The sequence below is a fragment of the Nocardia sp. NPDC056000 genome, from assembly GCF_042269265.1.
Lineage (GTDB): Bacteria > Actinomycetota > Actinomycetes > Mycobacteriales > Mycobacteriaceae > Nocardia.
Genome location: NZ_JBHJXS010000005.1, coordinates 520,012 through 541,342 on the forward strand (window position 1 = coordinate 520,012; position 21,331 = coordinate 541,342).

A 21,331-nucleotide genomic window follows, 5' to 3' on the forward strand; every position below is an offset into this window, starting at 1 on the left:
TCAAGCGCCGAGTTCGGCGAGCAGCTCTTCGACGAGCGCCCGGTGATGCAGCAGTACTTCGATGTCCTCGGGGCGTTCCATCTCACCGAAATGGATCTGGCGTCCACCGGCGCGCATGAAGACGACGCTGTAGTTCAGGGCGGCGAACATCGTGTACCAGGTCAGGTCGCCCAGCTCCACGCCAGAGTGCGCGGCGTAGCTGGCCAGCACCTCGTCCTCGCGCATGAATTCCGGCATGCCGGGAAAGCCGAAGTTGTTCGCGATCGCGTGAAAGACGCGATGCCCGAACACGATCCAGGCCACATCGAGCTCGCGCGGGCCGATGGTCGCCATCTCCCAGTCGAGCACCGCGACCGGGGCGAAGTCCCGGTACATGAGGTTGCCCAGGCGTGCGTCACCCCAGGAGAGCACGGTCTCGTAAGTCGAGGGCTCGGGGAGATTGGCGCTGAGCCACTTCAGGATTCGCTCCACCAAGGGCGACGGACCGATATCGCGGGCCGCGAACTCGTACCACGCCCGAGCCCGGTTGAGGTTGCGTTCGAGCACGGTGGCACCGGGCTGCTGCGGGTCCAGGAACGCGAAAGTCGTTGCCGCGTCCGGAATCGCGTGCAGTTTCGCGAGCGTCTCGACGGTGCTTTCCTGCACTCGGCGCTGCTGCTCCGGGTCGGCCTCGAAGAGCCAGTTGCCGCCGAAGGTGTAGGGCATGACGTCGGGCGGCACCTGCCCGTCGACCCGGTCCATCAGCAGAAACGGCGTGCCGAGCACCTCGCCGGTGGGTTCGAGGAACCGCACCCGCGGGACGCGGACGTCGCTGGTCTCGGCGACGATGCGCATGACATCGAATTGGTCGGGGAGGCTGTAGGTCTCGTAGACCGGGAAGTCGCCGGGAGCCGGGACCACCCGGGCGATCAGTTCGGCGACCTGCGTGTCCCCGGCTTCGCGCCAGGTCAGCGTCAGGGTCAGGGTCTCCGCGGACATCCCGTTGCTGTCGATGCCGGACCCGAGCGTGAGCGTCGGATCCGCCTCATCGGGCAGCTGGGTCGCCAGCCATTCGGTGAGGCGCGGGATCAGGGCGGCGGGGTCGCGGCTGCTGCGCTGCAGCCGCATGCCCTGATCATCGGGAGACGGAGACATGGATCACTCCTGACTGAATTGCTAAGGGTGGAGGTAAGACTGGACCTCCCCTTCGCAATTGTCAACGAGGGTTCTCAAAGAATATGGGTTATTGCAGGTAGAGCGCCATCGCATCGACGAGGCAGTGGCGCGCGTCGGTCAGTTCGGCGGGGGAGGCGAGCCTGCGCTCGTTATTGATCCCGCGTATGGCCATCGGAATCAGGGCTTGGACCCGATGCACCTTGTCCGCATCCAGGGGCAGGTCGGCCAGAAAGTATTCGAATGCGCGGAGCCAGGCGTTTTCGTACCCGGCCATCGCCGCGGTGGTCAGAGGGAAGACCTCGAGTCGCTCGTCCTGCGCATTGGGCAGGCCCGCGCGCAATGCCTCGACCGCGCGCCCCTCGGGGGAATCCAGGATGGTCCAGATGGCATCGACCATCTCCCAGACCCGCTCGCGGATCGATCCGGTGACCTGCGGCCAGATCTCGGGGCTGTTCGCGCCGCTGCGATCGGTCAACTCGGTGAGCACCGCGGCCCACAGGCCGTCGATATCGCCGAACTGATGCTTCAGGGTGCCCCAGCTGACTCCGGCTTCACGAGCAATCCGATTGGCCGACAACGGTTCTCCGGACCCGTCACCGAGGCATACGATGGCGATGTCGAGCAGCCGCTGGCGTGTCTCGCGCCCCTTGCGATTGAGGCGAGTTCCCGCCGCGGACTGCATGGTCGAACTCGCTTCGCTCATCGCTGTTTCCGTTCCGCACGTCCCGCTGTCTCGGAGTCTCCGATTGTCGGTGTGACCATATCGGGGTGCAGCAGCCGCTGCGGTCCCGCGCCCTGTTCGGCGAGGCTGTCGGCGGGATTCAGCACGTAGCAGCGGCGCAGGGATAGGCAGCCGCAGCCGATGCAGTCGGTGAGTTCGTGCTGGAGGCGTTCGAGTTCGCGGCGGCGGGCTTCGAGGTGATCGCTCCAGCGCCGCGAAATGCGATCCCAGTCGCGCTTGCTCGGCATGTGGTCCTCGGGCAGGGTCGCGAAAGCCTCGGCGACTTCGGCCAGGGGGATGCCCAGGCGTTTGGCGAACAGGACGAGGGACAGCCGCCGCAGCACGTGGCGGGGATACCGGCGCTGATTGCCCGAGGTGCGGATCGAGGTGATCAATCCCTGATCCTCGTAGAAGCGTATGGCCGATGCGGCGACGCCCGCGCGTTCGGCGAGATCGCCGATGGTCAGCAGATCGGTCGGAGTTCGTTTCACGCGGCGCACTCTCGCTTGACTTCAATATAACTTGAAGTTCTAGCGTAGCTGTCGTGACGCGAAATTCCTTGAATGCCAGCGTGCAGAGCACAAACCAGCCGGATGATCGACCGCCGGAGTCGCCCGCGAACAGCGTCGGAAGTTGGTCGGAGCTGTTCTCCGGCCGCCATGCCGTGGTGGTGTCGATCCTGGCGGGCGGCGTCGCACTGTATGCGATGAATCTGTATTTCACCGCCGCGCTGCTGCCGTCGATCGTGGACGATATCGGTGGCGACCGCTATTACGCCTGGGTCGCAACGGGATTCCTCATGGCGGCGGTCATCGCGTCGATGCTGGTGAGCCGAATCCTGGGATCGTGGGGCGGTGCGAGCGCGTACCTGACCGGGTTCCTGGTGTTCGCGGTCGGCGCCGTGATCAACGCGGCAAGCCCGACCATGGAATTACTCCTGGTGGGCCGGGTGATTCAGGGGTTCGGTGGCGGGTTGCTGGCGGGTCTCGGCTACGCCGTCATCAGAACCGCTCTGCCGCAACACCTCTGGGCTCGCGCCGCCGGTTTGATGTCGGCGATGTGGGGTGTGGGGACGCTCATCGGACCGGCCTCGGGCGGGCTGTTCGCCGAGTTCGGTGCGTGGCGGTGGGCGTATGTGCTGCTGATGGCCGTCGCGATCGTGCTGGCCGGACTCACCCGGTGGGCACTGCCGCGCGGTGGCGGTTCCACCGCCGATCAGGCTCCCGTCCCTGTGCTGTCGCTGGCCCTCCTCACCTTGGCGGCCACCGCGTTCAGCCTCAGCTCCGCGGTGTCGACCGGTGCGCCCACCGCGATCGCACTCGGCGTGGGCGTCGCGCTGATCGCCGCGTTCTTCGCCGCCGAGCGACGAGGCCGGGCCAGCGTGTTGCCGAAACTCACATACACACAAGGCAATTCGCTCAAGTGGATCTACCTCACCGTCGCAGCCCTGTGCGCGGGCGTGATGACCGAGAACTTCATCCCCCTGTTCGGCCAAGAACTCGGCGGCCTCTCACCCCTGATCGCGGGCCTGCTGGGCGCCGCGCTCTCGGTCGGCTGGGTGGTCGCCCAGATCTTCAGCGTCAGCTTCGCCCCCTCCGCCGCCCGCCGCGCGATCCGTCTCGCACCGCTGCTGCTCACCGGCGGCCTGATCGCCTATGGGCTCCTGCAAACCGACGGCGCGTCCACGCCGCGCATGATCATCTGGGCCGTGGCGCTCTTCCTGGCGGGCGCGGGCATCGGCCTGGCCTTCCCGCACCTGAGCGTGGCCGCGATGAGCAGCACCGACGATCCGGCCGAGGGCTCGAAGGCCGCCGCCGCCCTCAACACCACCCAGCTGATCTCCTACACCGTCACCTCGGCCATCGCGGGCACCCTCATTCGCCTCGGCGACACCACCCCCGTCGACTCGGCCCGCCTGATGACCATCGGCATCACCGTCCTGACCGCCCTGGGCATCGTCACCGCGCTCATGGCGACGCGCACGCTCGCCCGGTCTCACCACCAGCCGAGGATCGGGGCCAATTGACGGCCCAGGGCCGGGGCCAGGGTGCGGGAGTAGGTGGCGGTGAGGTGGTGTTCGTCGTGGTAGATCAGGACATTGCCTTCGACGACGGGGCAGATCTCGGGTTCGCAGACGGCGTCGGTGAGGTCGATGGGGTAGACGTTCGGGTAGGTCGCCGAGGCTTCGATGGCGGGATTGACGGGGTTGAGGGCGTCAGTGCGGCGCATACCGCAGCCGAGGCGGTCGCCGCCCTTGCTGAGGCAGTCGACGGCGCGGTAGCGAATGCCGTTGTGGCGCAGCCACGGTGTGTCACGGATGACGATCACGTCGAGGCCGCGGGCGGTGAGTTCGTTCCATACGTCGAGGTAGTCGGCGGGGGTTTCGTCACCGCCCTCGTCCACGGGACGGGTTCCGGTGGTGAATACCCAATCCGGTCGCTCCTCGCCGAGCAGGTTGATCACCTCGCGGGACCAGTTGACGCAGTCCGGATTGGACTCGCCCCGGTACATCGGGTCGGCTTCCACGGTAAGGGGACATCCCATTTTGAGGTGGACGACGATGCGGAAGTGGTTTTCGGTCGCCAGCAGATCGAGGGCGGGCAGCCAGTGCTCGGCGTGTGAGCTGCCCACCACCGCGAGTGTTCGGTCGGATTCCTGATCGCCGTAGACGCAGGTGACGACGGTGCTGGTGTTCCAATCGGAGATGCAGCCCTGGAGGGTGGGCGGCGGCAGTTCGGACGGCGCCTCGAAGACGGTCGGGCGCATCGTCGCCGGTGGTGCGGCGATGCCCGCGCTCAATGCCTCGGCCCCCGGATAGAGCACGGGGTCCAGGGCTGCCGCGGGCGCGGTGGGCTGGGAATCGACTATCACGTGCCATACCGATGCGGCCGCGATCACCAGCACGCTCGCGAGCGCCACCCCCGCTCGCGCGATCCAGCGGTAAGTGCGTGGGGCGGAACCGGATTCCCGCCGGAATGCCGCTCGCACCGGCTCTTCGATCCCGTGATGGGTCATCCAGGCCAGTATCAGTGACAGCCCGATGATCACTATCCCCTGACTGAAATTGACTGTGCGCTGCTCGAATTCGATGAGAAAGAAGATGAGCATGGGCCAGTGCCACAGATACAGCGGATAGGCGAGCGCGCCGAGCTCGACCATCGGCCGGGTGGCGAGCAGTCGGTTCGGCCAGGGGAGTGCGGCGGTGGGCAACCCGGTGCCGGAGATGATCAGCGCGGCCGCTGTGGCGACCGGAAACAGCGCGGCGGGACCGGGAAAAACGTTGGCGCCGTTGAACAGCCATCCGCAGGCCAGCACACCGGCTACGCCGAGTACGGCAAGCACGAGTCGGCTGATCCGCGAGGGAGTCAGCCTCGGAGCGATGACGGCGAGCGCCATGCCCGCGAGCAATTCCCATGCGCGGGCGAAACTGTCGTAGTAATTCCAGCCCTGCTGGGTGATCGCCCCGTGCGCGGCGTACCCGAACGACATCGTCCCGAGCACGATCGCCATGATCAGCGTCGCCGGGCGCAGCAGTGCGGGCTTACCGATCCGTCGGCATCCCCACGCCAGCGCTGCGATGAAAACTACTGCGGCGAGATAGAACTGGCCCTGCACCGCCATCGACCACAGATGCTGGAGCGGACTCACCGACGGATCGGCCGCGAGATAGTCCGACCACGACAGCGCGAGTTGCCAATTCTGATAGTAGAACAGCGACGCCAGCGATTGGTCCGCCACATCGTTCCACCGCGTGTACGGACTGATGAGCACGGTGGCCACCGCGACCGCCACCAGCACGATGAGCATCGAGGGCAGAAGGCGGCGCAGGGTACGCCGCAGCGTGGGCAGCACACCCACCGCACCGGTGGAATCGTTGCGCCGCAACAGCAATCCGGTGAAGAAGAAGCCCGAGAGCACCAGGAATATGTCCACCCCGCCGGACACCCGGCGGAACCAGATGTGGAAGACCACCACGAGCGCGATGGCGAGGCCACGCAGACCATCGAGGTCATGCCGATATTGCTGGGGGGATGCGACGGAAATGATGACGAATTCTTTCTGACGAAACGAGATCGAATGGTCGGCGGGCGAACCGCTACGGTTCCGTTCTCGCACTCGATGATTCGGTGAGCCCTGCGAGATACTTCGCGGCATCGCGGTGCGAACGCAACCGTATGAATTCGAGATGACCGTAGGCCGGATCGGCTTGCAGGGCGAGATAGCGCTCGCGGTTCCGTGCGTGGGTTGTCCACGCCCACACGATCACCGATCGTTCGGGATCGCGCGAGAGCATGTTCCGCCACTCCTCCCGATTGCCGTTCCACAGCTCGCGGCGCGTCACCGCCCTGACGATGGTCCGCTTGGTGATCTGCCGGATGACCACGCGGCGCGGCAGATCGAACCAGAGCACCGTATCGGCGCGCTGCCACACCAGATCCCCGAGTTTGCCGTGATAGTTCCCATCGGCGACCCATGCGTCCGGCACAAGCCGTTCAGCGACGGCAACCTGAAACTCCTGCGCGGGCATGGGCGTCCAGTCGGCCTGATGGTGGATCGCGTCGAGCTCGATATGCGGTATCCCGAGCACCTCGGAGATACGCCGCGCCAGCGAACTCTTCCCCGAACCCGAGGTTCCCACCACCGATATCCGACGCCCACTCACCCCCGCATTCTTTCACCGGGCTAGGTGCTGTCCCATGGCACCCCAGACGGACCCTCGATCTCTTGGCTCCGATACTCCGGAACTCGTAACCGCCGCAACGCCGCCCGCCGCGCCTTCGGGTCCTTCGGCAGTCGCCGTAGTGCGAGCCGGAACTCGATCTCGAAATAGATGAGCGCACCGAACACCGTCACCAACACCGAGCCGCAGACAATCCAGAACACGATGACGTACCACACGCCTCAAGTGTCGGCCACCCGCTCGACCCGCGCTGAGTGAAAGCGCGTCAGGCCATCACACGCTGGCGACACCGACGATCTCGCGCGGAGTGACCCCGATAAGCGACCTCTCCTGGTGCACAGCGCGTTCGGCGATACCGGGGGCGATCGATCCGTCGATGTATTTGGCCCGAATGCGGCGGGTCCACAGTCCCCCCGTATCGGGGGTGATGCTCGCGTCCCCCACTACCCGAACCTGCCTGTTCGGTCGCTCCCCATCCGCCCGCAACTCGCCCTCGATATCAATGACCAAACCCACCTTCGGATTTCGCGCGATTCGGCGCAGATGCGGACGGGTCGAGGAGCTGGTCAGGTGGAAACGGCCACTCTCCCAGAGGAACCAGATCGGGGTGACATGCGGATATCCGTCGGGGTCGATCGTGGCAAGGCGTGCAACGACATCCAGGTTCAGCAGGGCGTCTATTTCGTCGGGTTCCAAACGGCGCATAGTTCCCCGACGCTACGTGAGGGATCAGCCAGCAGACCGGCGCGGTGGTCGGCCAACAGGCAGGCGACGGTTTCCTCCGCACAGGTGCGGTTGGTGCCGATGACGCCGACGGGGCCGCGTTTGATCCAGCCGGCGGTGTAGACGCCGGGGATCGGGGTGCCGGTAGGGGTGAGGACGCGGCCTCGGCTGTTGGGGATGGTGTGGGTTCGGGGGTCGAATTCGATGCCGGGGATGGGGCGGCCGCGGAATCCGATCGCCGCGATCACGGTGGTGGTGTCGATGGTGTCGTCGGTGTTCGAATCGGTTCGCCGCACGCGGATTCCGGTCACCGCGGCGGTTCCCAGGATGCGGGTCGGCGTGGTGTGGAAGCGCAGGACTATGCGCTTGTTTCCCGGGGTGGGGGAGGTGGTGGTCGCGGCGGCGAGCAGGTCCAGGCGGGCGCGGGCGGCTGGGTCGGCGGGCCGTTCAGCGGGTAGGTCCGCCGGGTTGACGAAGACGTCGATATCGGGGCGGTTCAGGAGGCCGAGCAGTTCGGGTGTGGTGAAGGAGGCGTGTTCCGGCCCGCGTCGGCCCAGCATGACGATTTCTTCGATACCGCTGTGCCGCAATGCCTCCAGTGCGGAGTCCGCGATGGCGGTGGTGGTCAGGCGGGCGGGATCGGTGGCCAGGATGCGAGCTATGTCGAGGGCGACATTGCCGTTGCCGATCACCACCGCGCGGCGGGCGGACAGGTCGGGGTCGAGGTGACGATGATCGGGGTGATCGTTGTACCAACCGGCGAATGCGTTGGCGTAGTGCACACCTCGCAACTCGGCACCGGGAACGCGCAGCGCGTTGTGATTGTCGGCGCCATAGGCGTAGATGACGGCGTGGTGGCGGGCCAGCAGCTCGGCGTGCGTCAGGTCGGTGCTGATCTCCACGCCGAGGTGCAGTTGGAATCGGCTGCGTTTCTCGGGCACGAAGTCGAATTGATCGATGACCTGTTTGGTCGCCGGATGATCAGGTGCCACCCCGTGACGGATGAGACCGTCTGGGGTGGAAAGCTTTTCGTACATGTCGACCTTGACGCCGGGGTGGCGCAGCAGCGCTGCGGCGCTGTACAGGCCGGCCGCGCCGGAGCCGACGATCCCCACGCGCAAGGGTGTCGCCGTGGTGATCAGCTCGGCCGGGCGTTGTGCCCGAGTGAATACCGGAGTCGGTGTGTGTTGCCGGTAGTAGTCGGCGTTCAACTCCGCGAACGGCCGGGTCGCGGTGGTGAGCGCGGCCTCGGGGCGGATCGCGTCCACCGGGCAGGCGTCGGCGCAGGCACCGCAGTCGATACAGGTGGCAGGATCGATGTGCAGCAGTTCGGCGGTGGCGAATCCGGGTTCCTCCGGCGTGGGGTGGATGCAGCCCACCGGGCACACCGCCACGCATGAGGCGTCGTTGCAGCAGTTCTGGGTGATGACGTAGGCCATGGATATCCTTGCGATTCACGCGCCGAAGGCGGCGGATGTGTCGAGGTCCAGCGGATGCGTGTAGGGGAACGCGCCACTGCCCGTGATGTGGGAACCGCCCCACGGATCGCTGTCGGTGAGCAGCGCCGGAACCGCGTCACGGTCCGGAATGCGCAGTCGGACAGTCTGATTGGTGACCGTGTGCAGGCGTGCGAGATCAGCGCAGGCGTCGATGCGGCCGGACCAGTGGACGGTATTGTCGACCGGCTGGTACACCGCGAGCAGATGGACGCGCACGGGGTACTCGATATCGTCGGCGCCGCTGAGGAACGCCGGGCCGTGATACTCGTCCTCGTCGTCGCGATCCTCGGGCCGGGTGAATTCGAAATCGGCGAGTCGCGGTGTGCGAGTGCGCCGCCAGTAGTCCAGTGTCGACCCCGGCCAGATGGCCCGGTTCACGCCGTCGCTGTCCAGGTACCAGCTGCGGCAGCCGCCGGTGGTCCAGACGGTACCTCGCGAGCGGCGCTGTAGATCACGGTTGAATTGCTGCTGCACATGCGATTTCACCTCCACGCGGGTTGCCTCGCGGGCACGCATCGCGGCGAGCAGCGCGACGATGTAGCGGGCTTGCGCTTCGATGATGAAGACGATCGACTGGTTGCCGACGCCGGTATTGGGACCCATCAGCAGGAAGTAGTTCGGCAATCCGTACGTGGCGAGTCCCAGGTAGGCCTGCGGGCCGTCACGCCAAAGCTGTTGAATGGTTTGCCCGTTCGCGCCGATCAGGGTTTGATCGTCGGTCTTGTCGACGACCTTGAACCCGGTGCCGTAGATGATGACATCGGCGGGATGCTCGACGCCGTCCGCGGTGCGGATCCCGGTCTCGGTGATTTCGGTGATCGCGGCGGTCACCAGTTCGACGTTCTCGCGTTGCAGCGCCGGGTAGTACCCGTTATCCATAACCATTCGCTTACAGCCGATCTCGTACTCGGGAGTCAGCCGCGCGCGAAGCTCGGGGTCGCGCACCTGTTGCCGCAGCTGGGTTTTCGCCACCGCACGAACGACAGGCATGTACTTCGGGTTCAGGAAGGCCCCGGTGAGGGCCTCGTGGCTGAAATAGATGCCGCCCCGCACCAATTTCCGCAGCCCGGGCACCATTCGATAGGCGGCGCGTTCGGCCGCGGTGATCGGCCGGTCGAGCTTGGGCAGCACCCAACTCGGCGTCCGCTGAAACACATCCACGTGCGCGGCGCGCTCGGCCAGTGGGGGAGTGAACTGCACCGCGGATGCGCCGGTCCCGATGACCGCTACCCGCCGACCGGTTACGTCGACCGAATGATCCCACCGTGCCGAGTGAAAGCTGTTGCCCGCGAACGATTCCGCGCCCGGGATGTCGGGGACCTGCGGGATGTGCAGCGGCCCGGTACCGGCGATGATCACGCGCGCGGTGCGCTCGACCCCGTCGGTGGTGGTGACGGTCCAGGTATCGGAGTCGTCGTCGAAGCGCTCGCTAACGACCTCGGCACCGAAGCAGATGCTGCGCCGCAGATCGAACCGCTCGGTGACCTCGCGCAGATACTCCAGGATTTCGGCCTGCCCGGCATAGCCGCGGGTCCAGTTCGGATTGGGCGCGAACGAGAACGAGTACATCAGCGACATCACATCGCAGGCCGCGCCCGGATAGGTGTTCTCCCGCCAGGTGCCGCCGACCTCCTGCGCTTTCTCCAGGATGACGAAGTTGTCGATGCCTTTGCGGCGCAGCATGATCGCGACGCAAAGCCCGGCGAAGCCCGCACCGATGACAATGACGTCGTACCGAGGGCGATCGCTCATCACAGGAATCCGAATCGACGCCACAGCAACCGCGACACCGGGTTCATCAGCCCGTTCTCGGTCAGGAATCCGTGCAGCCCTTCGAAAGCCTCGCGGCGTCGGGCATTGACCTGCTCGTTCGCACGCGCCTGACGCATCGCCTCACCGGCATCGAGCCCGCAGCGCTCGTAGACGCGCCGGTCATACATCAAGCGGCGCAACACGAATCCCGCCGCTCCATTAGCGGTCGCCGCGAACTGCCGCTCCCACCACGGTGCGTGCTGCACCCGGCGGCGCACGCCTTCGCGCGCGTACCGGATATGCCGTGCCTCCTCGGTGACGTGAATGCGCATGATCTGCGCGACGATCGGCTGCAGATCGGGATGCCGGGCGTAATTGCGCTGCGCGTCGTCGATGACTTCCTCACCGCACAGCGCGGCCACCCACAGGAACAATCCTCGATAGAAGAACGGAAACGATTGCACCGTCATCGCTTCCAGCGTCGAGAGCCGGTAGGGCAATGCGCCGATCGCCGTGATCACCCGGCTGAACATGATCATGTGCCGGGTCTCGTCACCGATCTCGGTCAGTGCGTACTGCACGGTGCGCGAGGTCGGATCCTGATACAGCATGGCGCGCAGCAGGCCCTGGTTCAGTGTGTTCTCGAACCACACCGCTCGGCTGAGCATGTTCGCCAGTTCCTGGCGCGAGAGCTCCACGCGTTCGAGGTGAGACATGCTCTCCCACAACGGTGTTCCGTACAGCGAGATGGTTTGCGGCGGCATGTAGAACAGCCGCGGGTCCTGCGGCGCATCCCAATCCACGTCGATGAGTGAGTTGTAGGAACGCCGCAGTGATCCCCCGATCAGGCGGTCGGCGACCGCGTCGCGCGCGGCGGCGTTGGCGGTTCGGGGGTCGGTGGCGTCGGTCGATGCGGTCATCGTGCACTCCTCCTGGCACGAATCGGCAGCCGGTCACGCGTCACGGTGTCGCCGGGTTCGGCGACGCTGCCGATTCAATAGTGGAAGAGTAGACATATATTGCCTATGTGTCTACTTCGTAGGATGTGGGTCATGAGCCCGACGGTCACACCCAATAAGGCGGCGAACAGTACGCGCGAGCGGATTCTCGACGCGTGCCGAGAGCTGGCCGCCACCACGGGCATGCGCAAGCTCTCCATGGATGAGGTGGCCCGCCAGGCGCGCATCAGCCGCGCGGGGCTCTACAAGCACTTCGCGGGGCGAGACGCGTTGATCAGCGCATTGGTGGAGGAAGAGCTGGCCAGGTTCTTCGCCGAAGTCCAACTGGTTGCGCAGCGTTACGACGACCCCTCGGACAGGCTCGTCCACTCCTTCGCCGAGGCTTACCGGCGACTGAGCGGGCACCCCGCGGTTCGGCCGGTACTCACCCTGAACCCGGAGTTGTTCCTGCCGTACGTGATCACCACCGACAGCCAGGCGCTGAATTGGGGGCGGATGTTCGTCGCGACGTTCCTGCCGCTGGATGGCTGGTCCACCCCGGCGGCGGCGAACCAGTTCGCCGAGCATGTCGCCCGCGCGTTCCACACATTGATCCTGATCCCGTCCGGGGTACTCGATCTGGAGACGCCCGACGGGCCGGAGAATTACGCCCGCAACTTCCTGCTGCCGGTGCTGGACCATCTCTGGTCCGCACCGGACTAGGCCGGGTCAGCGCAGCCAATCCTCCAGGTCCGGCACGTCCGTGCGCGCCACACCGGTGAAGCGCGGCGGGCGCTTCTCCAGGAACGATGAGATGCCTTCGGCCAGATCGGGACTGGTCGACGCGTGCGGAATCGTCTTGCGGTCCAGAGCGAATGCCGCTTCGGGATCGCCGTGGGCGGTCATGGCCACCAGGGCCCGGCGGATGACCGCCGCCGAGGTCGGCGCGATATTCACGGCGATGTCCCGGGCCAGCTCGTATGCGGCGGGGAGGAGGTCCGCGCGCGCGTGCAGGCTGGTCACCAGGCCCGCGTCCAAAGCTTCCTGGGCGCTGATGATTCGGCCGGTGAGCATCCATTCCTTGGCTTTGGCCAGGCCGACCAGCTGCGGCAGGAACCAGGTCGACGCGCCTTCGGGATATAGTCCGCGACGAGCGAAGACGAACCCGAATTTGGTTTCCGCACTGGCCAATCGGAGGTCCGCCGCCAGCGTCATGGAGATGCCGACTCCCACGGCCGCGCCCTGGATCGCCACGATGACCGGCTTGTTCGAGTTCACGATCGGCCGGACCACGCGCGTGGACGGCTCATCCCAATCCGGGTCGGTGGTATCGCCGATCGAGGGCTCGGCGAAATCCATTCCTACGCAAAAGTATTCGCCCGCCGCCGCGAGCAGGATCACCCGCACCGAGTCATCGCGGTCGGCGACCGTCACCGCGGCACCGAGCTCATCGGCCATGGTGAGCGTGAATCCGTTGCGCGCGTGCGCCCGGTTCAGCGTGATCGTCGCGATCGCGTCGGCGACCGCATAGGTGATCGTCGAGTACTCCGTCGCGTCCGCATCGCCGTCGCTCATCCGCGCTCTCCTCATCGATGAGTAAATGGAACCCGAAGCTTCTCAACGCATCAGCCAGAGGTCAATACCCGGCCGTCAAAAATTCTTTGACGCTCGAGGTATGCTCCGACCATGCCCGATCCCGAACAGCCGGATACGGCGCTGCTCACCGAGTGGCTGGCGACCACCGCGCCACCGTCGAGCCAAGCGCCCCAGCACAATCCGGCAGCCGTCGTGCGCGCGGTCCTGGACCGGCTGGCCACCGATGACACCGCCGAGCTGCCGCATCGCGTCATCTACGCCGCGGTCATCCAACTGATGGCCGCGCGCACCGAACTGGATCGCCTGGAACTCGAACTCATGCGCGCCGCGAGCGAACACGGCAACAGCTGGAGCTGGATCGCCGAAGCCTTCGGCCACCGCTCCAAACAGGCCGCGCACGCCCGAGCCGCCGCACTGCATCGCCGCCTGGAACATCGCACCCTGGACGAGGAAGAACCCCGATGAAAATACGTGTCGAACGAGACTGCCTGACCGAGGCGCTATCGGTCGTCGGCCCGGCGGTGCCGCGCCGCCCGTCCGTCCCGGTGCTCGCGGGCATTCGGATACGGGCGGAAGCGAATTCAGCCTCGGTGGCTGCGTTCGACTACGAGATCTCCTCGCACGCCGCGATATCCGGCACCGAAGTCAGTGAGCCCGGCGAGGTGCTGGTCTCCGGACGCCTGCTTACCGAGATCGCAAAGTCGCTACCCGCCCATCCGGTGGACCTGTGCGACAGCGGCGAACAGCTCGAAATCGTCTGCGGACCAGCACGATTCACACTGCCGCTGATGGCCGTCGAAGACTACCCGGAACTCCCACCCCAACCGCCGACCACGGGCACCGTCGACTACACCGAGTTCTGCGACGCCGTAACCCAGGTCGCCGTCGCCGCGGGCAAAGACGACACCCTCCCGATGCTGCTCGGCATCAACCTCGAATTCCACGCCGACTTCCTGCGATTGGTCAGCACCGACCGCTTCCGCATAGCGATCCGCGAACTCGACTGGCAACCGAGCACCCCGATCACAGACGACCAACCCGCCACCGTACTGATCCCCGCCCGCGCCCTCGCCGACACCAGCCGAGCTCTGTCCGGCTCACAACTCGAAATCGCCTGCGGCCCAGCTCAAACCGTCCTCGGCCTCGCATCGGACAGCCGCCGGGCCACCTTGCGCACCCTCGATATGGCATACGCGCCCTATCAGGGATACCTCGTGGACCGCCGCACCGCGACCGCCCGTTTCCCCAGCGCCGCGCTGGCCGACGCCGTCAAACGAGTCTCGCTGCTCTCCACCCGCGGCGCTCAGGTCCAACTGGCCTGCACCGCCGAAAAGACCCGCCTCACAGCGGGAAACGACAGCGAGGGCAACGCCGAGGAAACCATCGCCGGCGAATTCGACGGCGACCCCTTGACCGTCGCCTTCAATCCCCGCTACCTCCTCGACGGCCTCACCGCGATGCGCACCGAAACCGTCGAACTCGCGCTCAATGGACCTTCCCGGGCCGCGGTCCTGCGCCCTGCTCACCCCAACCCTGCCGGTCAACGCGACGGCTTTGTCTATGTGCTGATGCCCATCCGCCTGCCCTGACACCATCGGTGTCGCTCCGTAGCCGACGGCGTGTCCGATTCGTTCAAGACCACGCGGCCGCTCAGCAGTTAGCTTCAGGACCGACCGAAGGTATCCAGTCAGGAGGCACACCGATGAAAGCGAATATCGCCGCACTCACCCTCGGCGTCGACGACCTTGAGCGTTCCCTGCGCTTCTACCGGGAAGCCCTCGAGCTGTCCTCCCCGGGCATCATCGGTACCGAATTCGAGGCTGATGAGAACACCCCCGGCGGCGCGGTCGCCATGTTCACCCTCGACAGCGGGCTGATCCTGTCGCTGTACGAGCGCGAGAACCTGGCCAAGGACGCCGGAGTCGCGCCCGAACGCATCACCGGCTCCCCGATGAGCTTGGGGTACTTCGTCGGTGAGCGAGACGAAGTCGATCGCATCCTCGAGCGCGCGCAAGCCGCGGGCGGCACCATCGTGCGGGCACCGCTGGAACGGCCCTGGGGCATCTACGCGGGCTACTTTGCCGATCCCGACGGGCACCTCTGGGAGGTCGTCTACTTCCTGGGTGGCCAACCGCCGAACTGAGTTAGACGATTCCGGCGGCGGACAGGACCGATTCCATGATCGGCAGGGGGAGGTTGGGGTTGCGGACCGCGCCGTAGGAGGTGGTCGGGTCGTCGAGGAGCTCGAGGAGGCGGCGGCGGCTCAGGCGGGGGTCCGCGGCGGTGGCGCGGCGGACTCGGGGATCGATGTCGTGGCTGAGGCGTTCGATCAACTCGGTTGAGGCGATGGGGTCGTGGACTACCAGGGAGCGTTCGGTGGGGTCGGGGCTGGCGGCGAGTTCGCGGAGGCGGTGGACCGGGAAGTTGGGGTGGGTGATCAGGTCGGCGCGGGTGATCATGCGGGTTTCGCGGAGTACCTCCCACAGGACGTCGGCGGGGGCGTAAGGGTGTGTTTCGCACAGGATCAGGCGGACCATCGCGTCGTCGTCAGCCGCGAGCCGGTGCACGAGATTGCGGGGTAGCCGGGGGTTGTAGGCGGCGCTGCGGCGCAGGCCCAGGTGGGTGGACTCGACCGCTCGCCGCATGAGGGCGGGGTTATCGGTGGTGCTGGGCCAGAACGCGGGGGTGATCTGTTCGGCCGGGTCGATGTCCACGGCGATGATCTCCCGCACTCGATCACCCAGCTCCTGTCGCATCGAAACCGCCACGCGCACATCGTGACTCCGATCGGCAATCAGCCTGGCGATCGCTTCCCCCGGCAGGTACGGATTCTCGGCCAGCAGTCGCCGTACCCATTCATCTCGGGACAACAGTGCTGCGACGGTAGCGGGATCCAGCGGTGCGGTCGCGATCGCCTCCGACCACAGGTGCACCAAATCATCTCTGACAGTAGCTATTTGGGTCAGCAGGTGCGGCAGCCGCCGCCAACTGCGCGTGGCCGCCGCGGTGCGCGTTTCGGGGTCGGGGTCATGCAGCAGTAGATCCAGTACCGCCGCAGTCGGATTGGGCCAGGTCAGGCAGGCCGCGGACCGTACCGCGGGAGACGGGTCGGCGACGAGCTCGCGGTAGGTGTGATCGGGCAGCGGTTCGACCTTGGTGCGGAACGTGATCGGCCCGGCGGCGACGAACAGCCGGATGACAGCGCTCGAGTCGTCGGCCAGCCGCGCCCGCTGCCGTGCCGGTGCGAACACGCTGCGCGCCAGCAACCCTCGAATATCCAGATCACGGTGTGCGACCATCGCGTCGTAGATCGGGTCGGGGAGTTCGGGCCGGGTCGCGACCGCCGCCGCACCCGCACAATCGGCGGCCAGAATTCGCAGCAGCAACTCCTCGGGCGTGCTCGGATTGCTCGCCACTCCTTCGACATTCGCTCTCACGGGGTCAAGATGCCACCTTCTGCCCCCGGCGCGCTGGGGGCATTCCCAGCCATGACTATTGCCAGGCTCGCAGACGACCCACTCCGGTTCCGGCCCGCCTCGGGATCAGGTCACTCGGCGGGTGATATTGTGCGCGCGGCCAATTTCTTCCGGGCCCATTCCTGATGATCCACGGCGAATCGCCGAAGTGATTGCCAGCAACACCTGTTCGATTGTCTCGGTTGCGATGTCATGCGGGCGCGATGCGCTCCCGAAGGTTTCAGCGGAAGGATGAAATCGTTGATTGGCAAGCGTCGGCGAGCCCTGGTTTCGGTAGCCGCTGCGGCATTGTGTGTTTCGAGCAGCGGGTCGGCGAACGCTGATGAATGGCTGCCGTTCGGGGTGCTGCCCGCGCCGGTCAGCTGTGCGGCGCTGTCGTTGCCGGGGCGAGCGGGTGCGTGGCCCTTGCCGATGCATTTCCCGAACACCGGGATCGGTTTGTGGACCATGCCATTCGCGCCCGCGGAGGTCGCGACCCGACTGCCGCAGCGCATCGAATTGCGTAGCACCGACGGCGGATTCAATGAGGTCTGGCAGTACGCGCTGCTCGACAACAGTCTTTATGTCAAGGCCGTCGCGGGTGAATCGGGCTGGCGTATTCCGCCGCTGCCGAATTGCCTGCGCGGACAGATCACCGGGATCTCGGTGGACGGCTCCCGCCTGGTCGCGACCGGACCCGAGGGGCGGGTCTACACCCTCGAATCCGCCGATCAAACGCCTGAACTGTGGTGGTGGACCGCGCGCTACGGCGCGCCGACCTGGTTGGATCCGGCAGGTCAGCGGGTGCGTCCCGGCAACCGGGCATGGAGCCTGTCATGGCTGGATCCGCGCTATGTGGAATTGATTCCCTTTCGCCAGGAAGGATTCTGGACCGATACCGCCGGACATGACCAGCCCGTTGGCGGCGCTGGGGTGCATACGGTATTCGTGCTCTCGCCCGAAGGTGACCGGATCATCATTCTCGACCCCTGGCTCGCGGGCGGGGATCCGCTGCATCCCGATGACCCTGCGCGCGCCGACGACTACAGCTTCGAAATGCCCGGACCACTCGACGGCCGCTTCCGTGCAATCAATCTCAGCGCCGCGGGGTCGACCACGTTCCTGATCAACGAGTTCGGCGATATGTACACCCGGCTCTGGGATTTCGATATCTCCGGCTCGGATACGGTGTTCTTCTCCTACTCCTACGAGGATCAGACCGCGCACGACACCGCGCCGAACAATTTCGAGGGCGAGTTCGCTCGGTTCTCCTTCCTGCGGCCGTTCTTCTCGCAATACGCGAACATTCAGCTGCCCGCGCCGTCCTGGATCCAACAGCCGAAGATTCCCGGTGAGATCACCTCGACCATCAGCATTCATCAGACCGGTGGCCGGTCCTTCGAGCGGGAATTGCGGGTGGAGGGCCGTGACGGCGCGCGAACCGGATACTGGCACAAGCCGATCGACCCGAACGCCGAATGGGCCTTCGAGCCGACGGACCGGACCCTGACCACCGAGCTGCTCGACAATCGGCCGGGCGATACCTCCGCCGCGACGCTCGCGGCGCCGAGCGGGGTGCATTTCGACTACCGAGATCCGGACGGCTGGACGTTGAGCACCCGCGACTTCGACTACGCCACCGACAAATTACCGCTGCGGCTGTGCGCCGGGCAGGCGTGCACCGATCTGGTCGCCTACCTCGCCAGTGCGCCCCGATTGGGCTGGCAGCCCCAGGGTTTGAGCGATACCGCGCGCGAGTATCACGGCTTCGTGGTCGTCCCGCAGGACGAGTGGGATGCCATGGACGAGCGAGTGCGGCCCATCGTGGAGCAGTTCACCGGAACCGGCAGGTTCCGCAATGCCATTGTCACCGCGACGAATTCGGCGCTGCGAGTGCGCACCGACGAGGGCGTGAAAGTCCTCATGTCGCGGTCATGAACTCCAACTCATCCGAAAGGGCAGGAATCTTCGATGCGTAACAGCTGGCGCGGCGGCCTCACCGCGTGGTTCACCATACTGTCGCTGCTGTGTGCCGGACCCGCCGCGGCGGATGAGTACCTGCCGTTCGGGATACTGCCGCCGGTGTTCAGTTGCGCGGCGCTCTCACTTCCCGGCCGGGCAGGTGCGTGGCCGGTGCCGTTGCACTATCCGAACGTCGGAATCGGTTTGTGGACCATGCCGCTCGTCCCCGCCGATATCGCGGTCCGGCTGCCGCGCCATATCGACCTGCGCACCAGTGACGGCGGCTGGAACGACGCATGGCAGTTCGCGCTGCTGGACCAGAACCTCTACGTCAAGGCGACCGAGGGCGAGTCGGGATGGCGAATTCCGCCGATGCCCAACTGCCTGCGCGGGCAGATCACCGGAATCTCCGTGGACGGCGGGCGATTGGCCGCGACCGGACCGGAGGGCCGGGTGTACAGCCTCGAATCGGCGGATCAGACACCCGAGATCTGGTGGTGGACCATGCGATTCGGCGCACCCATCTGGTTGGATCCGTCGGGCCAGCGAGTGCGCGCCGGATCGCGGGCCTGGAGCCTGTCCTGGCTGGATCCGGTCTACAAGGAGGTGCTCCCGTTCCGGCAGGAGGGAACCTGGACCGATACCGCCGGACATGACGTGCCGGTCGGTGGAGCCGGCGTCACCACGGTGTACGTCCTGTCCCCCGAAGGCAATCGCATCGTCATCCTCGATCCCTGGCTGCCCGGCAGCGACCCCCTGCATCCCGAGGATCAAACACTCGCCGACGATTACAGCTATGAGGTGCCCGGACCGCTGAACGGCCGTTTCCGCGCGATCAACCTCAGTTCGGCGGGCTCGACGACCTTCGTGATCAACGAGTACGGCGATATGTTCACCCGGCTCTGGGATTTCGATATCTCCGGCGCGGACACCCTGTTCTTCTCCTACTCGTATGAGGACCAGTCCGCCTACGACTCCGCGCCCAACAACTTCGAGCACGAATTCTCCCGCTTCCCCCAACTGCGCCCGCCGTTCAACGAATACGCCAATATCCAACTGCCCGCGCCCCGCTGGGTGCAGCAGCCGAAGATCCCGGGCGAGATCACCTCGACCATCAGCATCCATCAGACCGGCTCCCGGTCGTTCCAGCGCGAACTGCGGGTCGAAGGCCGCGATGACGATCGAACGGGCTTCTGGCACAAGCCGATCGATCCGAACAGCGCCTGGGAGTTCACTCCCACCGATCAGCCGATGCTCGCCCCGACGCTGGACAACCGGGTGGCCGACACCTCGGCACTGACCCTCGCGCCGCCCTCGGGCGTGCACTACGCCTATCGGGATCCGCAGGGCTGGACGCTGACCACGCGCGACTTCGACTATGCCGCAGACGAAATCCCGCTGCGGCTGTGCACCTCCGACGGCGCGTGCGCCACCCTCAACGCCATGCTGGCCAGCGATACCCGCATGAACTGGCAACCCGAGGGCTTGACTCGCACACCGCGCACGTACCACGGCATTCTCGGCCTCTCCCCCGACGAGTCGAACGGCTTGGACCGGCGTTCCTCGCGCCTGCGCCCGGTCGTCGAACAGCTCACCGGCACAGGGCGTTTCCGCAACATCACGGCCAGCGCAACCACGTCGGAATTGACGATCCGTACCAGCGACGGCCAGGAATTCGCGATGACGTCCTTGCCGTAGCCGAGTTCACATCCGCGCCGACGCCACCGCCCACAGGGGCAGCAGGATCAGTGTCACGATGGTGGACTTCACCACGATCGATGCGGCGAGGTCGATATCGGTGTCGTAGGTCTGGGCAAAGATGAACAGGTTTTGCGGGCTGGGCATGGCGGCGATCAGAACCACATCGCCCAGCCACGGGTGGGAGAGATGGAAGACGAAGTGCGCCAACACGAATGCGAGCAGCGGAAATCCGACGCACTTGCAGGCGATCAGCCAGTATTCATCGGGATCGGCGCCGCGCAGCTGTAGTCCGGTCGCACCCAAATGCAGGCCGAGCGCGAATAGCGCGACCGGTGCGGCCGCCGCGCCCGCCATCGACAAGCAGTCCAAGAGCCATTGCGGGACAGGGACATTCGCGGCGTTGGCTGCGATCCCCACCCAGCAGGCCAGTACCAGTGGGGTGGTCAGCGCCGCCTGAATACCTTGCCGCACACTCGTTCTGCTTTGATCGCCGGAGTCGCGGGATGAGGATTCCATGATGGCGATCACGATCGTGGTGAGCACGCACACCTGCAACAGGATCACCGGGAAGATCGGGGACACATCCCCGAATAGCAGCCCGAAGACCGGAATGGCGATGTAGGCCGTATTGACCTGGCAGGCAGCCATGATGCGCAACGCGATCTCGCGAGTCGTGCGGCCACGCATCCGGGCGATCACCGCCACCGCGGCCGCCGCGATGATCGCGGTGCAGGTGTACGCGGTCAGCGCCGGTACATTGAACACCCGCCGCAGGTCAGCGACATACAGGCTGCCCAGCAGATATGCCGGGATGGCCAAGCGGAACGCGAACTCGGAGAACGCCTTCGACACCTCCCCGGCGATGATGCCACGACGGGCGAACAGCGCACCGGCGGCGAACAGGAATGCCACCGGTGCGAGTTTGCCGATCGTGACGATCACGCTGGACAACGCGCTGATTTCACAGGGAGCGCGCGGTTCGTGGCGCTGCGGTTCTGACGTCGGTGCACGACAGGCAACGTATCCGCATCCTCCGCGGTGCGCTCGGCGCCGGGTTGAACACACCGCCCAGTCCGTGCGTGTGACAACCCTCGGAGTTGACCAACCAATCCCGTATTGAGAAACTGAGGCATATTCTTTCTCACTAC

Annotated in this window: 20 protein-coding genes; 7 read left to right on the forward strand and 13 right to left on the reverse strand. The window is 65.9% G+C overall.

Annotation, left to right across the window (positions count from 1 at the left end):
• The 3 genes from ACFC4D_RS18205 to soxR form a co-directional block, all read right to left on the reverse strand.
• A complete protein-coding gene (locus ACFC4D_RS18205) occupies positions 1 to 1,134 on the reverse strand; it encodes a phosphotransferase family protein (RefSeq protein ID WP_376064737.1) in 1,134 nt (377 codons plus the stop codon).
• Positions 1,135 to 1,222: 88 nt separating this feature from the next.
• Positions 1,223 to 1,858 (reverse strand): TetR/AcrR family transcriptional regulator, encoded by a 636-nt coding sequence (locus ACFC4D_RS18210; RefSeq protein ID WP_376064740.1) that lies wholly within the window; start codon positions 1,856 to 1,858, stop codon positions 1,223 to 1,225.
• Positions 1,855 to 2,367 (reverse strand): redox-sensitive transcriptional activator SoxR, encoded by a 513-nt coding sequence (gene soxR, locus ACFC4D_RS18215; protein WP_376064742.1) that lies wholly within the window; start codon positions 2,365 to 2,367, stop codon positions 1,855 to 1,857. The genes ACFC4D_RS18210 and soxR overlap by 4 nt, the downstream gene beginning before the upstream one ends.
• 53 nt (positions 2,368 to 2,420) lie before the next feature.
• Between soxR and ACFC4D_RS18220 the strand changes: the two genes are divergently transcribed.
• Positions 2,421 to 3,902, forward strand: coding sequence for an MFS transporter (locus tag ACFC4D_RS18220; RefSeq protein WP_376064744.1), 1,482 nt, complete (start codon positions 2,421 to 2,423; stop codon positions 3,900 to 3,902).
• Here the strand turns inward: ACFC4D_RS18220 and ACFC4D_RS18225 are convergent.
• Genes ACFC4D_RS18225 through ACFC4D_RS18255 form a run of 7 tightly spaced genes read right to left on the reverse strand, consistent with a single transcriptional unit; the run spans position 3,872 to position 11,451 of the window.
• Complete coding sequence (locus ACFC4D_RS18225) at positions 3,872 to 5,992, reverse strand: acyltransferase family protein (protein WP_376064747.1); 2,121 nt, start codon at positions 5,990 to 5,992, stop codon at positions 3,872 to 3,874. The two genes, ACFC4D_RS18220 and ACFC4D_RS18225, sit on opposite strands and share 31 nt — an antisense overlap.
• Positions 5,973 to 6,539 carry a hypothetical protein gene (locus ACFC4D_RS18230; RefSeq protein ID WP_376064750.1) on the reverse strand — a complete coding sequence of 189 codons (567 nt, stop codon included), beginning with the start codon at positions 6,537 to 6,539 and terminating at the stop codon, positions 5,973 to 5,975. Before ACFC4D_RS18230 ends, ACFC4D_RS18225 begins: the two co-directional genes overlap by 20 nt.
• A 20-nt stretch (positions 6,540 to 6,559) precedes the next feature.
• Positions 6,560 to 6,775, reverse strand: a complete 216-nt coding sequence (locus ACFC4D_RS18235) for a hypothetical protein (protein WP_375958529.1) — start codon at positions 6,773 to 6,775, stop codon at positions 6,560 to 6,562.
• Between the two features lie 55 nt (positions 6,776 to 6,830).
• A complete protein-coding gene (locus ACFC4D_RS18240) occupies positions 6,831 to 7,262 on the reverse strand; it encodes a pyridoxamine 5'-phosphate oxidase family protein (RefSeq protein ID WP_376064752.1) in 432 nt (143 codons plus the stop codon).
• Positions 7,235 to 8,719 (reverse strand): FAD-dependent oxidoreductase, encoded by a 1,485-nt coding sequence (locus ACFC4D_RS18245; protein WP_376064755.1) that lies wholly within the window; start codon positions 8,717 to 8,719, stop codon positions 7,235 to 7,237. The genes ACFC4D_RS18240 and ACFC4D_RS18245 overlap by 28 nt, the downstream gene beginning before the upstream one ends.
• Before the next feature lie 15 nt (positions 8,720 to 8,734).
• Positions 8,735 to 10,531: an NAD(P)-binding domain-containing protein gene (locus ACFC4D_RS18250; RefSeq protein ID WP_376064758.1), complete on the reverse strand. Its 1,797-nt coding sequence runs from the start codon at positions 10,529 to 10,531 to the stop codon at positions 8,735 to 8,737.
• Positions 10,531 to 11,451 (reverse strand): diiron oxygenase, encoded by a 921-nt coding sequence (locus tag ACFC4D_RS18255; protein WP_376064761.1) that lies wholly within the window; start codon positions 11,449 to 11,451, stop codon positions 10,531 to 10,533. Before ACFC4D_RS18255 ends, ACFC4D_RS18250 begins: the two co-directional genes overlap by 1 nt.
• Before the next feature lie 132 nt (positions 11,452 to 11,583).
• On the opposite strand from ACFC4D_RS18255, the gene ACFC4D_RS18260 reads away from it, so the two are divergent.
• Positions 11,584 to 12,192 carry a TetR/AcrR family transcriptional regulator gene (locus ACFC4D_RS18260; RefSeq protein WP_376064762.1) on the forward strand — a complete coding sequence of 203 codons (609 nt, stop codon included), beginning with the start codon at positions 11,584 to 11,586 and terminating at the stop codon, positions 12,190 to 12,192.
• Positions 12,193 to 12,198: 6 nt separating this feature from the next.
• On the opposite strand, the gene ACFC4D_RS18265 is transcribed toward ACFC4D_RS18260, so the two are convergent.
• A complete protein-coding gene (locus tag ACFC4D_RS18265) occupies positions 12,199 to 13,044 on the reverse strand; it encodes an enoyl-CoA hydratase-related protein (RefSeq protein WP_376064763.1) in 846 nt (281 codons plus the stop codon).
• Positions 13,045 to 13,155: 111 nt separating this feature from the next.
• Here ACFC4D_RS18265 and ACFC4D_RS18270 point away from each other — a divergent pair, with 111 nt between their 5' ends.
• From ACFC4D_RS18270 to ACFC4D_RS18280, 3 genes are all read left to right on the forward strand, one after another.
• Complete coding sequence (locus ACFC4D_RS18270; protein ID WP_376064765.1) at positions 13,156 to 13,530, forward strand: hypothetical protein; 375 nt, start codon at positions 13,156 to 13,158, stop codon at positions 13,528 to 13,530.
• On the forward strand, positions 13,527 to 14,654 hold the full coding sequence (gene dnaN, locus ACFC4D_RS18275) for a DNA polymerase III subunit beta (RefSeq protein ID WP_376064768.1): 1,128 nt from the start codon (positions 13,527 to 13,529) through the stop codon (positions 14,652 to 14,654). The genes ACFC4D_RS18270 and dnaN overlap by 4 nt, the downstream gene beginning before the upstream one ends.
• Positions 14,655 to 14,767: 113 nt before the next feature.
• Complete coding sequence (locus ACFC4D_RS18280) at positions 14,768 to 15,208, forward strand: VOC family protein (RefSeq protein ID WP_376064771.1); 441 nt, start codon at positions 14,768 to 14,770, stop codon at positions 15,206 to 15,208.
• Position 15,209: 1 nt separating this feature from the next.
• Here ACFC4D_RS18280 and ACFC4D_RS18285 read toward each other — a convergent pair whose 3' ends face one another.
• Positions 15,210 to 16,502: a hypothetical protein gene (locus ACFC4D_RS18285; protein ID WP_376064773.1), complete on the reverse strand. Its 1,293-nt coding sequence runs from the start codon at positions 16,500 to 16,502 to the stop codon at positions 15,210 to 15,212.
• A gap of 270 nt (positions 16,503 to 16,772) precedes the next feature.
• On the opposite strand from ACFC4D_RS18285, the gene ACFC4D_RS18290 reads away from it, so the two are divergent.
• Positions 16,773 to 18,458 (forward strand): hypothetical protein, encoded by a 1,686-nt coding sequence (locus tag ACFC4D_RS18290; protein WP_376064776.1) that lies wholly within the window; start codon positions 16,773 to 16,775, stop codon positions 18,456 to 18,458.
• Positions 18,459 to 18,491: 33 nt separating this feature from the next.
• On the forward strand, positions 18,492 to 20,180 hold the full coding sequence (locus ACFC4D_RS18295; RefSeq protein WP_376064778.1) for a hypothetical protein: 1,689 nt from the start codon (positions 18,492 to 18,494) through the stop codon (positions 20,178 to 20,180).
• Between the two features lie 6 nt (positions 20,181 to 20,186).
• Here ACFC4D_RS18295 and ACFC4D_RS18300 read toward each other — a convergent pair whose 3' ends face one another.
• Complete coding sequence (locus ACFC4D_RS18300) at positions 20,187 to 21,125, reverse strand: AEC family transporter (RefSeq protein WP_376064868.1); 939 nt, start codon at positions 21,123 to 21,125, stop codon at positions 20,187 to 20,189.
• Positions 21,126 to 21,331 lie beyond the last annotated feature (206 nt).

Coding starts and splice junctions, on each gene's coding strand:
- ACFC4D_RS18210 (WP_376064740.1), bottom strand. CDS start 1,858: ATGAGCGAAGCGAGTTCGACCATGCAGTCCGCGGCGGGAACTCGCCTC.
- ACFC4D_RS18295 (WP_376064778.1), top strand. CDS start 18,492: ATGCGTAACAGCTGGCGCGGCGGCCTCACCGCGTGGTTCACCATACTG.
- ACFC4D_RS18240 (WP_376064752.1), bottom strand. CDS start 7,262: ATGCGCCGTTTGGAACCCGACGAAATAGACGCCCTGCTGAACCTGGAT.
- ACFC4D_RS18245 (WP_376064755.1), bottom strand. CDS start 8,719: ATGGCCTACGTCATCACCCAGAACTGCTGCAACGACGCCTCATGCGTG.
- ACFC4D_RS18280 (WP_376064771.1), top strand. CDS start 14,768: ATGAAAGCGAATATCGCCGCACTCACCCTCGGCGTCGACGACCTTGAG.
- ACFC4D_RS18205 (WP_376064737.1), bottom strand. CDS start 1,134: ATGTCTCCGTCTCCCGATGATCAGGGCATGCGGCTGCAGCGCAGCAGC.
- ACFC4D_RS18265 (WP_376064763.1), bottom strand. CDS start 13,044: ATGAGCGACGGCGATGCGGACGCGACGGAGTACTCGACGATCACCTAT.
- ACFC4D_RS18260 (WP_376064762.1), top strand. CDS start 11,584: ATGAGCCCGACGGTCACACCCAATAAGGCGGCGAACAGTACGCGCGAG.
- ACFC4D_RS18270 (WP_376064765.1), top strand. CDS start 13,156: ATGCCCGATCCCGAACAGCCGGATACGGCGCTGCTCACCGAGTGGCTG.
- ACFC4D_RS18255 (WP_376064761.1), bottom strand. CDS start 11,451: ATGACCGCATCGACCGACGCCACCGACCCCCGAACCGCCAACGCCGCC.
- dnaN (WP_376064768.1), top strand. CDS start 13,527: ATGAAAATACGTGTCGAACGAGACTGCCTGACCGAGGCGCTATCGGTC.
- ACFC4D_RS18290 (WP_376064776.1), top strand. CDS start 16,773: ATGAAATCGTTGATTGGCAAGCGTCGGCGAGCCCTGGTTTCGGTAGCC.
- ACFC4D_RS18250 (WP_376064758.1), bottom strand. CDS start 10,531: ATGAGCGATCGCCCTCGGTACGACGTCATTGTCATCGGTGCGGGCTTC.